At 59.9% G+C, this 12,540-nt stretch carries 14 protein-coding genes; 9 read left to right on the top strand and 5 right to left on the bottom strand.

The genetic code is table 11. The annotated features are described in order from the left end of the window. Position 1: 1 nt before the first annotated feature. From HOC_RS04640 to HOC_RS04625, 4 genes are all read right to left on the bottom strand, one after another. Positions 2-811 (bottom strand): 3-deoxy-manno-octulosonate cytidylyltransferase family protein, encoded by an 810-nt coding sequence (locus HOC_RS04640; protein WP_035536170.1) that lies wholly within the window; start codon positions 809-811, stop codon positions 2-4. Positions 812-822: 11 nt separating this feature from the next. Further along, positions 823-1,269: a hypothetical protein gene (locus tag HOC_RS04635; protein ID WP_035536168.1), complete on the bottom strand. Its 447-nt coding sequence runs from the start codon at positions 1,267-1,269 to the stop codon at positions 823-825. A gap of 140 nt (positions 1,270-1,409) precedes the next feature. Next, positions 1,410-3,308 (bottom strand): M56 family metallopeptidase, encoded by a 1,899-nt coding sequence (locus HOC_RS04630; protein WP_035536166.1) that lies wholly within the window; start codon positions 3,306-3,308, stop codon positions 1,410-1,412. Continuing rightward, positions 3,305-3,667 (bottom strand): BlaI/MecI/CopY family transcriptional regulator, encoded by a 363-nt coding sequence (locus HOC_RS04625; protein ID WP_035536165.1) that lies wholly within the window; start codon positions 3,665-3,667, stop codon positions 3,305-3,307. The genes HOC_RS04630 and HOC_RS04625 overlap by 4 nt, the downstream gene beginning before the upstream one ends. 193 nt (positions 3,668-3,860) lie before the next feature. Between HOC_RS04625 and HOC_RS04620 the strand changes: the two genes are divergently transcribed. From HOC_RS04620 to HOC_RS04610, 3 genes are all read left to right on the top strand, one after another. Continuing rightward, positions 3,861-4,598: a DUF4197 domain-containing protein gene (locus tag HOC_RS04620; RefSeq protein WP_084146132.1), complete on the top strand. Its 738-nt coding sequence runs from the start codon at positions 3,861-3,863 to the stop codon at positions 4,596-4,598. Next, positions 4,598-5,578: an alpha/beta fold hydrolase gene (locus HOC_RS04615; RefSeq protein ID WP_035536161.1), complete on the top strand. Its 981-nt coding sequence runs from the start codon at positions 4,598-4,600 to the stop codon at positions 5,576-5,578. Before HOC_RS04620 ends, HOC_RS04615 begins: the two co-directional genes overlap by 1 nt. Before the next feature lie 110 nt (positions 5,579-5,688). Then, positions 5,689-7,500, top strand: coding sequence for an SLC13 family permease (locus HOC_RS04610; RefSeq protein WP_035536158.1), 1,812 nt, complete (start codon positions 5,689-5,691; stop codon positions 7,498-7,500). A 3-nt stretch (positions 7,501-7,503) separates the two neighbouring features. Here the strand turns inward: HOC_RS04610 and HOC_RS04605 are convergent, their stop codons facing one another. Beyond that, the gene (locus HOC_RS04605) at positions 7,504-7,971 is read right to left on the bottom strand and encodes a MarR family winged helix-turn-helix transcriptional regulator (protein ID WP_035536148.1); all 468 of its coding nucleotides are present in this window, start codon (positions 7,969-7,971) and stop codon (positions 7,504-7,506) included. Positions 7,972-8,057: 86 nt separating this feature from the next. On the opposite strand from HOC_RS04605, the gene hppD reads away from it, so the two are divergent. Genes hppD through HOC_RS04575 form a run of 6 tightly spaced genes read left to right on the top strand, consistent with a single transcriptional unit; the run spans position 8,058 to position 12,404 of the window. Next, positions 8,058-9,158, top strand: coding sequence for a 4-hydroxyphenylpyruvate dioxygenase (gene hppD, locus HOC_RS04600; RefSeq protein ID WP_035536146.1), 1,101 nt, complete (start codon positions 8,058-8,060; stop codon positions 9,156-9,158). Beyond that, a complete protein-coding gene (locus HOC_RS04595; protein WP_035536145.1) occupies positions 9,155-9,394 on the top strand; it encodes a hypothetical protein in 240 nt (79 codons plus the stop codon). Before hppD ends, HOC_RS04595 begins: the two co-directional genes overlap by 4 nt. A 14-nt stretch (positions 9,395-9,408) precedes the next feature. Next, positions 9,409-9,963 (top strand): VOC family protein, encoded by a 555-nt coding sequence (locus HOC_RS04590; protein WP_035536143.1) that lies wholly within the window; start codon positions 9,409-9,411, stop codon positions 9,961-9,963. A gap of 35 nt (positions 9,964-9,998) precedes the next feature. After that, entirely contained in the window at positions 9,999-10,664 is a 666-nt protein-coding gene (locus tag HOC_RS04585) for a hypothetical protein (RefSeq protein ID WP_035536142.1), read from the top strand. 22 nt (positions 10,665-10,686) lie between these two features. Next, the gene (locus tag HOC_RS04580) at positions 10,687-11,697 is read left to right on the top strand and encodes a fumarylacetoacetate hydrolase family protein (protein WP_035536141.1); all 1,011 of its coding nucleotides are present in this window, start codon (positions 10,687-10,689) and stop codon (positions 11,695-11,697) included. Further along, positions 11,697-12,404 carry a CoA transferase subunit A gene (locus HOC_RS04575; RefSeq protein WP_035536140.1) on the top strand — a complete coding sequence of 236 codons (708 nt, stop codon included), beginning with the start codon at positions 11,697-11,699 and terminating at the stop codon, positions 12,402-12,404. Before HOC_RS04580 ends, HOC_RS04575 begins: the two co-directional genes overlap by 1 nt. The last annotated feature ends 136 nt before the right edge of the window (positions 12,405-12,540 follow it).

Here is a 12,540-nt window from a genome sequence, read left to right as displayed (position 1 = left end):
CTTACGCCCCCGCCGGGTCGCCATGGTCGCGGATCAGCCGTTCGGCCAGCGCAACGTCTTGCGGCGTATCAATACCCGGAATCGCAATCGTATCGGGCGCAACCTCAACGCACTGGATCGACATGCCATTCTCCAGAAGACGCAGTTGTTCCAGCCCTTCCAACTGCTCGTAATGGCCTTCGGGCAGGCTCACATACCGCCGCAAAGCTTCAAAGCGAAACGCATAAAGGCCGATATGCCGACAGACCGGTGACAGGTCCCCAGCGGCCCGCAGCGCCGCTTCCTTGCGCATGGCAGGCAGGATGATTTTCGAAAACCAGAGTGCGCGGCCCTCGGTATCATGCGTCAGCGTGGTGCCGGAAAACGGCGTCTCCAGCTTGTGCGCGCGCAGGTCATCCAGCGCCTCCCATGTCAGGCGCACATAGGGCGTCGCGGCGTCCGTTCCCGATGTCAGTACGGCTTCGGCCACCGCGATGATGTGTGCGGGCGGCGTGAACGGCGAGTCGCCTTGCAGATTGACCACGACCTGCGGCAGGACACCCAGCGCATCTGCGGCGGCCAAAGCGCGGTCGCTGCCCGATGGCAGGGCCGGGTCGGTCAGCACGACGGGAATGTCGCGTTCCTTGCAATGCGCCTCGATGCGCGCATCGTCGGTCGCGACAACATGCGCTGCGTCTTCAAGCGCGGCAGCGGCCTTGGCGGCCATGGCGGCGACGCGGCTGACCATGGATTGGCCGGCAATCAGTGTCAGCGGCTTGCCCGGAAAACGGGTCGAGCCATAGCGGGCAGGGACAACAATGAGCGTCTTCATGCGGGCGTTACCTAGAGCGTGTTTGGTCGCTGGTTTTGTGGCTCGCGCATGTCCTGCATCAATCCGATCAACGGGCCAACCCATTGAAGCGTCGCGTCGCCCACGCCTTCATTGCGCAGGAACTCGGTGAACGCAGGAATAAGTTCCGCGTCGCCGCACTGGTCGACCGCAGCTTGCAGCTCTGGAACTACAATGGTCTGGAACGTGTCGGCAAAGCGTTCGATCTGGTTCTTCTTCGAAAGCAGCTGCATGGCCACGAACGGGTCGACATCGCCATCGGCATTCTGCAGGCGACGCAGGTCGTTGATCATGCCGCGATTGTTGGACGCGAATTTCTTCAGCACCTTGTCGGTCTTGTAGTCGACCCATTCAGCCGTGCAGGGCTTTGGCTCGACCGAGGCGCAGGCCGTGAGGCCTGCGAGGCCCAGCAAGATGGCGGCAAATCGGGTTCTCATCATTACAGCGTCCTGTTCTGGCTGATCATGACGCACCCTAAGGCGGCGTCAGACGGGCGCAAAGGGCATTGAACAGAAAAGGGCCCCGGTGTCGGAGAAACACCGGGGCCGAAAAGCGTTGGCAAAGGTTGAGGTTACCACGCCTATTTGTTGATCTCGATCGTGCGGTGGCTGGTCTTCCGCTTTTTGAACGAAGCTTTCTCATCGTCGCAGAGCAGGTCGCTCTTGGTGATAGCGGCCACCGTTTCGGCAGCTTCCAGGCGGGTTGCGTCACCTTCGACACAGGCGACATGAAAGTCGTCGCCATCAGGGCCGGTAGCGCCAAGGATGCGGGTTTCGCCGGGGGCAAGATTCGCGTCGCGGCAGGAGAGCGCCAGCGTCTCAAGTGCGCTGGTCACCAGTTCGTCGCGCCCAGCCTGACCGTCGCCATAGGCCGCCTCGATCTTGGCTTCGAGTCTGTCAGTCAGGCCGTCGATACGGGTTTCGATCATGAGATTGGTTTTTTCAAAATCATCGCCGTAGGTGTCTTCCCATTTGGAGACGATGTGATCGACCTCCGCTTCCCATTGCGCCATGCTGCTTTCGTACTCTGCTTCCCAGGCATCCCAGGCGGCTTCATTTTCCGCCGCCAGCTTCTCGGCATCATGAGAAGAGTACGCATGGTTGCCGGCGCCACCGTCCAGTTCGGACACATCTGCGACAGGCGGAACAGGCGGTTGAGGTGGAATGACAGGCATCGGCGGCAGAGGCGGCATGGCCTCTGGCACAACGAACTTGCTGGTTTCCAGGCTGATGCGATGGTTGAGTTCAGCAATCTCCGCCTCAATAGCCGGATCAGGTGTCTTGATCGGATCCCCCAACAGGACGAACTGGCGGTTTTCAACCTTCTTGCCATTTATGAACAGCGTGGAGTTGTCGATCTTCAGACTGCGCGTCAGCTCTGCCTTCATTTCCCCGGCGGTCGCCGTCACGGACGCCGTGGAAATAAGCGCGACTGAACCGAGCAGGGCGGTGAGCCCCATGCCGGCCAACCGGCGGCGCTTCGTCGGGGCCGGATAGGCCAAGCGGCGCATACGCTCTTTCAGGGAATGCGTCAGCGGCAGGCTGGCTGCCATGGGCAGGCGTTCCGGCACGGAGATCCGTACAGCCTTCAGCAGGGTCGAGCCGTAGGCATGCGGGCTGGCCGCGCCGCAGCGCAAGACATCGCTGTCACACGCGGCTTCCTGATCAGTGCGGAAGGCCTTGCGGGCCATGTAGGCCAATGGGTTGAACCAGAGGCATGCAACAAAAAGTTCGGCGACTTGGAGTGCCCACAGATCGCCCCGTTTCACATGGGTCAATTCGTGTGCAAGCGCGGCGCGTTGCTGGACCCGGTCATAATCAGTCTCGAACCATGCGGGCAGCAATACGATCGGGCGGAAGAGTCCGGTCACGAGCGGTCCATTCGAGATCAGGCTGGTGGCAATCTGCGGCGTCCGCTTGAGGCCAACCTGACGGGCAACATCATCGGCCAGCGCTTGCAGTTGTGGTGAAGCTGGAACCTTTTCGCGAGCGACAATTTTCATGAAGTCGTGCTGTGCGGCGCTGTTCCGAACAAGTGAAACCAGCGCTCCGATCAACCAAATCGCCAGTAAGACGGTTATAATCGAGACGGCCATACCCATGCCGGGCAGGAAACTGGCATCCGCCGTGACAGGAGCAGCCGGCGTGAGTTCCAGCGTATTGGAAATGGGGGCCATCGTCCCGCTTTGCGCCCCAGTTGAAGCGAATACTTGGGTGGCCGTTGATGTTGTGACTGTTGCTGCATCGGTCAGCGGCAGCGCGGGCGCAAGACCGAGAAGGCTGACCCATGACATGCCCGTCGGTAACGGCGGCATGACAAGGCGCGCCAGCGGCAGCAGCCAGAGCGCATAGGCGAGGCCCGGGCCGAATTCGCGGGCGATGGCCTTGCGGGTAAAAAGAACCAGAATGATCAGCAGGGAAACGGCCAGAACCATTTCCAGGAAGGATTTCGGATCAGGCGTGAGAAATTCGGTGATCATTTCTTGAGGTCCCCCAAAAGTTTTTCCAGGTCTTCGATATCCTGGGATGTCAGGCCGCGGCTGTCTGCCAGATAGGCAACGAGTGGTGCAGCGCGTCCGGAGAATACCCGGTCGATGAACTGGCCAGCTGCCTTGGCCTTGTAGGATTCTTCGTCAATCGCAGGGAAATAGAGATATCGGCGCCCGTCTTCCTGTGTGCTGGCTGCGCCCTTTTCAACGAGACGCGAAAGCAGCGTCTTGACCGTTCGGCTTGTCCAGTCCTTGTCATTTGCGAGCGCCTCATGCACATCGCTTGCCGCGATGCCGGGTTGCTCCCACAGCACGCTCAGGACTTCGAGTTCTGCGGCCGATATTTTCATTCCTGCTCTCTCCCCGAGATGGACTACACCCGTAGTCTTAGGCGAGGACTACATTCGTGGTCAATGCATTTCTGATGACAAGAGTGTAACCTCCCGCTTTGATGCCGCAGCGGTGTTCTTGTCTCTTCTATTCACTTGGGCGGTCCTGTAGGGTCGCGGCTTGGGGTCAGGGCGGCAAGTTGAGGAGAGGGCGATGAGATTAGCGACATTCAGTGCGCTGGCGATGGTGCTGTTGCCAACAGGCTGCGCGACGACCGGTGCGACGGGTGATTACGGCGCGATTCTCGGCGACATCATGGGCTCGCAGGCCGGTCAGGGCGCCCTCACGCAAGCAGAAATCGATGCGGGCCTGCGCGAAGCGCTAACGGTCGGCACGAATCTCGTGGCCTCGCAGCTCGGCAAGACGAACGGTTATTTCGGCGACCCGCGCGTGCGCATCCCACTGCCCAAGACCTATCGCGACATCCAGATCAATCTGGCCCGCGTTGGGGCCAGCGGACCGCTTGATGATCTTGAGTTGCGCATGAACCGCGCTGCCGAGGCCGCCGTGCCAGAGGCCAAGACACTTATCCTCGGCGCCGTGAAATCCATAACGATCAATGATGCCCTGCAGATTCTCAATGGCGGCGACACGGCTGCGACGGATTATCTCCGTTCCCGTACGGAATCACAGTTGCGCCAGTCCTTCACGCCCTACGTTAAACAGACGCTCGCCCAGTCCGGCGCCTTTACCTCAATGGAGCAGGTTGCAGGCCAGTATGGCTTTGGCGGTGTCACGGGCAGTTTGCAGAACGATCTGACGCAGCATGCGGTGGGTCTCGGTCTTGACGGAATCTTCCTTTATGTGGCGGAAGAGGAAAAGAAAATCCGGGAAAATCCTTTGGCTCGTACCAGCGAAATTCTGCGCCGCGTATTCGGGAACCGCGCCTGATGCGCAGAATTAAGAGTGAGTTGAAATCTGGCGGCGAACTGGCCGGCATCGAGTTCGGGGACCCGATAAAGCCCTATGCGGCTGTGTGGCTTCACGCGACCGGCTTCAATGCCATGACTTACCAGTCCCTACTTGCGCCGCTTGGCCTGCGGGCCCGCATTGCGGCGCTCGATATGCGTGGTCATGGCCGTAGCACGCTGCCCGCCAAACCGCGTAGCCTGAGATCCTGGAGCCGTTTTCGCGACGACGTCATCGAGTGGCTGGAAAAAGAGGCGCCACACGGCGTTGTCCTCGGCGGTCATTCCATGGGCGGGTGCGTCGCACTGATGGTGGCAGGCAAGCGGCCTGACCTTGTCAAAGGCCTCGTTCTGGTCGATCCGGTCATCCTCTCGCGCAAAGTCTATTTCTGGAACCACGTCTTCCCGCCGATCTCGATGCTGATTGCGCGCAACGGCATGGCCAAGCGGGCGCGCAAGCGCAAACCCGTGTTCAAATCGTTCCGCGATGCGCTGGATTCCTATACGGGCCGGGGCGCCTTCAGCAGCTGGCGCGAGCCCTTCCTGGCCGATTACCTGCTGGATGGTGTTGACCGCGTTGATCATGCCGAAGCTGCCAACGCAGAACAGGAATGGCGCCTGCTGTGCGAACCGAAATGGGAAGCGGCGACCTTTGCCGCACAGCGTAATCGTCCCTGGGGCGCCATGCGCAAGGTGCGCAAGAAGAAGATCCCGATCACGATCCTGCGGCCGAATTCCGATTCCGTCATCAGCGGAAAGGTGCGCGCCCAGCTCATCCAGATGCACCCCAACCTGATGATGAAACAGGTGCGCGGCACATCGCACTTCCTGCCAATGGAAGCGCCCTATGAGGTGCGTGACCAGCTATCGGCGTTCATCGCGCGACTCGTGGAAGGCTTCACAGTCGAGGAAGATGGTCCTGTGGCGCGCTCGCTCTACGCTCGTCGCCGACGGGTCAGCTAGGCTCATCGATTAGAAAATCTGTATCGTCGTTTGCGCAGTGAACACGCAAGAGCCGTTGCGCAGATCGTGGCTTCAGGTCTAATCGCTCCAGAATTCTGGAGTTCATCCGCATGGTCGAGTTTTTGGCCTCGTCCCCCGTACAGATCGCGATCGTCCTGTTCCTCGTGACTGTCGTATTTTTCGGTTTCGTACGGGAATCGCTTCCTGCAGACGTGATTGCGCTTTTGGCCATGGGAGCGCTGATGCTGACCGGCATCATGAGCGTCAAGGAAACGCTGGGTGTCTTCTCGAATGCCGCGCCGCTGACCATCGCCGCCATGTTCGTAATGTCGGCCGCGCTCGATCGCACTGGCGTGATTGATCAGGCCGGGCGATGGGTGACGCTGGCAACGCATGGCTGGTCGCCCATTCTTGCCATTCTCGTTATGATGGTGGCGGTGATCTTCCTGTCGGCCTTCATCAACAACACGCCTGTTGTCGTCGTATTGATTCCCGTTGCGATCCGGCTTGCCAAGTCGCTGAAGATATCGCCGTCCAAGCTGCTGATCCCGCTCTCCTTTGCCTCCATATTCGGCGGCACCACCACTCTGATCGGCACGTCCACCAACCTGCTGGTTGACGGCGTGGCACAGTCTGGCGGGCTCAAACCATTCGGCATGTTCGAGATCACGGCTGCCGGATCATTGCTGGCCCTTGCGGGCATGACCTATTTTGTCCTGGTTGGCTGGTGGTTGCTGCCCAAGCGCGACACGCTGGCTGGCATGCTGCCCGACCAGAAAGAGCGTCGTTTCATTGCGCAGATCCTGATCCCCATCGACTCCGTGCTGATCGGACGGCCCCTTTCCGAGACGGGTTTCTCGCCCCAGCGCGGCTTTTCGATCATCGACGTGCTGCGTGAGGGCGTGTCGCTGAAGGCCTCACTCGGCAAGCTGATCCTGCGCGGCGGCGACCGGATCGTCCTGCGCTCGCCTGTGTCCGAAATGCTCAGCCTCAAGGAACTCGGCCATGTGGCCATCGGGGCGGATGCCCAGGAAGGCACGGCGTTCGAGCCAGTGCAGGCGAGCGAAGTGATCATCGCCGAGGGCGTGATCGGCCCGCAGTCGCGCCTCATTGGCCGGCGCCTGCTCGGCCTTGGCCTTGCCCGGCTTTATGGCGTCTACATCATGGCCGTGCACCGGCGCGGCGAGAACATGGCGGACCAGCTTGGCGAGATGCGCCTTGATGTTGGCGATACGGTCCTGGTCGAGGGGCCAGCGGCGGGCATGCGCCAGATGTTCGAGGATGGGGCTCTCAATAACCTGACGGCCACCAGCGACCGGTCCGTACGCCGGGACAAGGCGGGCATAGCGGTCATTGCGCTGCTCCTGGTCATGGGACTGGCCGCTTTTGAAGTCCTGCCGATTGCGGCGCTTGCAATCATCGGGGCGACCGCTGTCGTCGCACTCGGCTGTCTCGACCATCAGGAAGCCTATCAGGCCATCCGCTGGGACATTCTCATGCTGATATTTGGCATGCTCGCTTTGGGGCAGGCGATGGAGAAGACCGGCGCCGTCCAGCTCGTGATTGATCTTGTCGCAGGACCGATGGGCAGCCTTGGTCCACTGACTTTGCTCGCCATGATCTACCTGGTGACGACCGCGCTGACCGAATTCATCAGCAATAATGCCGCCGCTGTGCTGCTCACGCCTATCGCTATCGGCTTCGGTACGCATCTCGGCATCGACCCGCGCCCATTTGTGGTGGCCGTAATGTTTGCCGCCAGTGCCAGTTTCGCGACGCCCATCGGCTATCAGACCAATACGCTGGTCTACACGGCAGGCGGCTACAAGTTCATGGATTTCGTCAAGGTGGGGCTCCCGCTGAACATACTCATGTTCGTGGTCTCGATGTTCGTCATCCCGTTGTTCTGGCCGCTCAGCTAGCGCCTACCAGAGTGGGCGATCCGGCTCGGCCGCGCGGGCGAGCTTCTCCATCAATGCTGCCAGCTGGGCTTGCTCGTCCGGGCTCAGGCTTTCCACAAGATCACGCTCGGCGCCCAGCGCAATCGGGACAATCTGGTCATAGACTTCCTTACCCTTGGCCGTGAGTGTCAGGATCGCCCGGCGCGCATCCTCTTTCGAGGCCCTGCGCGCAATATGGCCGCTGTCGAGCAGGCCGGAGACGGCGCGGCTGACGGCCACCTTGTCCATGGCCGTAACCTGGCCGATCTCGGTGGCCGTAATGCCCGAATTCTCGCCCAGTACGGCCATCACCCGCCATTGCCAGATCGAAATGCCGAACTCACGGTCATAGAGGTCCGCTATGTTTCGCGACACGGTGTTGGATAGTACCGACAGCCGGTAAGGCAGGAACTGGCTCAGCCGTAGGGAGGGTTTCGAGGGGGCGTCAGGCATCAATCCATTCCACTTTCACACTTGCCACGGCTGTGCAAATTAGTTACATATGAAACTATATTATTGCATCGCTAGAGGAGTGAACCATGGCCGACCTGTTTGACAACCCCGCCGGGCTTGATGGCTTCGAGTTCATTGAGTTCTCCGCCCCTGAAAAGGGCCACCTCGAGAAAGTGTTCGAAACCATCGGTTTCACGAGAGTGGCGCGTCACCGCTCCAAGGATGTTGAGCTCTGGCGCCAGGGCGGCATCAACCTGATCACCAATTACGAGCCGAAATCCCCGGCCTGGTATTTTAGCCGCGAGCATGGCCCCTCGGCCTGCGGCATGGGCTTCCGTGTCCGCGATGCGCGCAAGGCCTATGACCATCTTCTGGCGCAGGGCGCCGAGCCGGTCGAAATGCGCACCGGCCCGATGGAGCTGCACATCCCCGGCATTCGCGGTATCGGCAATTCGATCATCTACCTGATCGACCGCTATGACACCGGCAAGAACGAACTGTCGATCTACGACATCGACTTTGAATACCTGCCGGGCGTCGACAGCCAGCCCAAGGGGGCAGGCTTCAAGCTCGTCGATCACCTGACGCACAATGTCTATGGCGGCCGCATGAAGTACTGGGCGGACTTCTACGAGAAGCTCTTCAACTTCCGCGAAATCCGCTATTTCGATATCAAGGGCGAATATACCGGCCTGACCTCCAAGGCCCTCACGGCGCCGGACGGCAAGATCCGCATCCCGCTGAATGAAGAAGGCGAAGGCGGCAAGGGCCAGATCGAGGAATTCCTGCGCGAGTTCAACGGCGAAGGCATCCAGCACATCGCCCTCATCTGCGACGATCTCGTCGCCTGTTGGGACCGCCTGAAGGCACTCGGTGTGCCCTTCATGACCGCCCCGCCAGCCGCCTATTATGAGATGCTCGACGGTCGCCTGCCGGGCCATGGCCAGCCTGTCGACGAGCTTCAGATGCGCGGAATACTGCTCGACGGCACGACTGAAGGCGGCGAGCCTCGCCTCCTGCTGCAGATCTTCGCGCAGGCCCAGGTCGGCCCGGTATTCTTCGAGTTCATCCAGCGCAAGGGTGACTACAAGGACGGTTTCGGCGAAGGCAATTTCAAGGCATTGTTCGAAAGCATGGAACGCGATCAGGTTGAGCGCGGTGTGCTGAATGTGAGTGAGAAAGTTTGAGCGAAGACCGACACTCCTTTGCGAAACAACTGGCATCGGGCGGAGCCATATTTGGCGGCCTTATCGCATGGCAGATTTTTGAGCATATGCTTGAAAAGCCCGAGGCCAGCCCTTCTCAATTGGGAGGAGTTGCCGCTGCTTCCGTAATCTTGGGAATTTTAGTCGGGACACCCATCGGTGGGGGCTTGGGCTTTGGTATTGGCTGGTTGCTCGACAAAATGAATATCAAGCTGTGAAATGAGAGGTTCTGATGACTCATCTTCCTAATCTTCAGGGCGTTCACCACGTCGCCTATCGCTGCAAGGATGCCAAGGAAACGGTCGAGTTCTACCATGATGTGCTCGGCATGGATTTCCAGCTCGCCATTGCGGAAGATCATGTGCCGTCCACAGGGGCCTATGATCCCTACATGCACATCTTCCTGGATGCCGGGAACGGCAATGTGCTCGCCTTCTTCGAGCTGCCCGAGCAGCCCGACATGGACCGCGACCACAACACGCCGCAATGGGTCCAGCATATCGCCTTCAAGGTCGCCACGATGGATGACCTGCTGAACGCCAAGACGCGCGCCGAGGCGCACGGCCTCGATGTGATCGGCCCGACCAATCACGGCATCTTCCGCTCTATCTACTTTTTCGACCCCAACGGTCACCGTCTCGAACTCGCCTGCAACACCGGCACGCCGGAACAGATGGCCGAGCTAAAGCGCGTTGCGCCGGAGATGCTGGAAGAATGGAGCCGGACGAAGAAAGCGCCCAAGCACGCCGCATGGCTTCACGAAAAGATCGAGACGGAAAGGCACTGAGGCGCGCCGCAATGTTTCGAGAGGAGAGTTGAGGTTTGATTTACGCGAGAGAGCCCGGCTACAAGGAAACCTTGCAAATCAAGCTCGGGAAGGCCGCGCTATCAGCGCCAGATGCGCAATTGTGTGCGTGGGTTGCATCCCACTACGGTGTTACCGCTCCGTTGAACGTTCACTATGATGAGATCCATGATGGAGAACTGCCACGGCTGAATATCATCTTTGATCGCCGGGGCGATGCCGCCAGTTTCCAGAAGAAGGACGGGTTCGGTTTCAACACGCGCAAGCAAGGCAGGGTTCTAAAAACGGCACGTCAACTCGGCGTGCTGGATCATCTTGATGCCGCGTCGCAGGAAAAAACGCTGGTGATATTTTCAGAGCTTGAAAATGCCGTCAGGGCAGAGGCTGTGGCCGCGATTACAGACGCTGATATCCAGGCCATTCGTTCTGTCATGCCTGGGCCGCGCGCCTGGCTGGTTTCAAGAATCTTTGGAGTCGCCATCGTGTTTTTTGAAGCGGATAGTGACTTGTCAAGCAAGGCGGGCAAGCACGCGCAGGAGGCGTGGCGCAAAGCACTTCAGGCAAAGTCAAAGGAATATGATGCGTGCAGGTATTTTGACGCGGAGCCGTTGCGGGTGAGCTTTGACTCCAGAGAGAACTTCGAAAAAAAATACAACGGAGACTGGCGCGCTTACTACAACTAGAAACTTAGAAGAGAGAAACGAAATGAAACTCGCCACCCTTAAAAACGGCGCCCGCGATGGTCGCCTCGTCGTCGTCTCGAAAGACCTCACCAAATGCACCGATGCTGCGCGCATCGTCCCGACGCTTCAGGCCGCGCTCGACAACTGGGCCGTCTACGCGCCGCAGCTGCAGCAGCTGGCCGAGCAGGTCGAGATCGGCTCGGTGCCGACGTTCCGCTTCCACGAGCATGACTGCGAAAGCCCGCTGCCGCGCGCCTACCAGTGGGCCGATGGCTCGGCATACATCAACCATGTCGAACTGGTCCGCGCGGCACGTGGCGCCGAAGTGCCGGAAAGCTTCTATGATGATCCATTGATGTACCAGGGCGGCTCCGACGCCTTCCTCGGCCCGCGCGACGACATCCCCCTCGGCGACCAGAGCTGGGGCTGCGACATGGAAGGCGAGATCGCCGTCATCACTGATGACGTGCCAGCAGGCGTGTCGGAGAAGGACGCGGCAGGCCACATCAAGCTCGTCCTCCTCTGCAATGATGTCTCCCTGCGCAGTCTCATCCCCGGCGAACTCGCCAAGGGCTTCGGCTTCTTCCAGTCCAAACCGCCGAGCGCCTTCAGCCCCGTCGCGGTCACGCCGGAAGAGCTCGGCAATGCCTGGAAAGGCAGCCTCGTGCACCTGCCATTGCGCGTCGACTATAATGGCGAGCCCTTCGGCCGGGCCGAAGCCGGGCAGGACGCGACATTCAGCCTCGCGCGTCTCGTATCCCATGCTGCGAAGACACGGCCGCTGAGCGCCGGCACGGTCATCGGGTCCGGTACAGTCTCCAACAAGGGCGAGGATGGCGGCCCCGGCAAGCCGGTCAGCGAGGGCGGTCGCGGCTATTCCTGCATCGCGGAAATCCGCATGATTCAACAATTGTTGAAAAATGCACCCGAGACCCCCTTCATGTCTCCCGGCGATGTGGTACGCATTGAAATGCTGGATGGCGAAGGCCATTCGATTTTCGGCGCAATTGAGCAGAAGGTGGCATCAGCCTGATGGCGAGCAAGGTTTACAAGACGGCAGCAGAGGCCCTCGAAGGCCTCACATTCGACGGCATGACCGTCATGGCAGGGGGCTTCGGTCTCTGCGGCATTCCTGAAAACCTGATCGCGGCGCTTCGCGACAGCGGCGTCAAGGATATCACGGCGATCTCGAATAATGCGGGCGTCGATGGTTTCGGCCTCGGCCTGCTTCTGGAGACCCGCCAGATCAAGAAGATGATCTCGTCCTATGTCGGCGAGAACAAGGAGTTCGAGCGCCAGTATCTCTCCGGCGAGCTCGAGCTTGAATTCAACCCGCAAGGCACGCTGGCCGAACGCTGCCGCGCGGGTGGCGCAGGCATTCCCGGCTTCTATACCAAGACGGGCGTCGGCACGATCATCGCCGACGGCAAGGAGCACCGCGAATTCAATGGCGAGACCTATATCCTCGAAACAGGCCTCGTCTCCGACCTCTCCATCATCAAGGCCGAGAAGGCTGACACGCAGGGCAACCTGATCTTCAACAAGACCGCTCGCAACTTCAATCCGCCGATGGGCATGGCCGGCAAGGTCACCATTGCCGAGGTTGAGGAAATCGTCCCCACGGGCGATCTCGACCCGGACGAAATCCACCTGCCGGGCGTCTTCGTCCAGCGCATCGTCAAGTGCAGCTTCGAGAAGCGCATCGAGCAGCGAACCACACGCAAGCGCGGTAGCATGTGATGCGAGGGGGAACGCCGACCGCTCTACTGATGTTGATATATAACGTCGGAGCGATTGGCACTTTTGTGTTCCTGACTTTTTTTGATGGCTATCGATACAACGCTTGGAATTGGATAATCGCGATACCCGTTAAAAT

The organism is Hyphomonas oceanitis SCH89, from assembly GCF_000685295.1.
GTDB lineage: Bacteria > Pseudomonadota > Alphaproteobacteria > Caulobacterales > Hyphomonadaceae > Hyphomonas > Hyphomonas oceanitis.
The sequence above is the reverse complement of the archived record's forward strand: the minus strand, read 5'-3'. Positions and strand labels throughout refer to the sequence as shown.

What these genes read in the sequence shown, in the direction of transcription:
- HOC_RS04625 (WP_035536165.1), bottom strand. Translation starts at nt 3,667, where the DNA reads ATGAAAATATCGGCCGCAGAACTCGAAGTCCTGAGCGTGCTGTGGGAG.
- HOC_RS04640 (WP_035536170.1), bottom strand. Translation starts at nt 811, where the DNA reads ATGAAGACGCTCATTGTTGTCCCTGCCCGCTATGGCTCGACCCGTTTT.
- HOC_RS04610 (WP_035536158.1), top strand. Translation starts at nt 5,689, where the DNA reads ATGGTCGAGTTTTTGGCCTCGTCCCCCGTACAGATCGCGATCGTCCTG.
- HOC_RS04605 (WP_035536148.1), bottom strand. Translation starts at nt 7,971, where the DNA reads ATGCCTGACGCCCCCTCGAAACCCTCCCTACGGCTGAGCCAGTTCCTG.
- hppD (WP_035536146.1), top strand. Translation starts at nt 8,058, where the DNA reads ATGGCCGACCTGTTTGACAACCCCGCCGGGCTTGATGGCTTCGAGTTC.
- HOC_RS04575 (WP_035536140.1), top strand. Translation starts at nt 11,697, where the DNA reads ATGGCGAGCAAGGTTTACAAGACGGCAGCAGAGGCCCTCGAAGGCCTC.
- HOC_RS04590 (WP_035536143.1), top strand. Translation starts at nt 9,409, where the DNA reads ATGACTCATCTTCCTAATCTTCAGGGCGTTCACCACGTCGCCTATCGC.
- HOC_RS04615 (WP_035536161.1), top strand. Translation starts at nt 4,598, where the DNA reads ATGCGCAGAATTAAGAGTGAGTTGAAATCTGGCGGCGAACTGGCCGGC.
- HOC_RS04630 (WP_035536166.1), bottom strand. Translation starts at nt 3,308, where the DNA reads ATGATCACCGAATTTCTCACGCCTGATCCGAAATCCTTCCTGGAAATG.
- HOC_RS04635 (WP_035536168.1), bottom strand. Translation starts at nt 1,269, where the DNA reads ATGATGAGAACCCGATTTGCCGCCATCTTGCTGGGCCTCGCAGGCCTC.
- HOC_RS04620 (WP_084146132.1), top strand. Translation starts at nt 3,861, where the DNA reads ATGAGATTAGCGACATTCAGTGCGCTGGCGATGGTGCTGTTGCCAACA.
- HOC_RS04580 (WP_035536141.1), top strand. Translation starts at nt 10,687, where the DNA reads ATGAAACTCGCCACCCTTAAAAACGGCGCCCGCGATGGTCGCCTCGTC.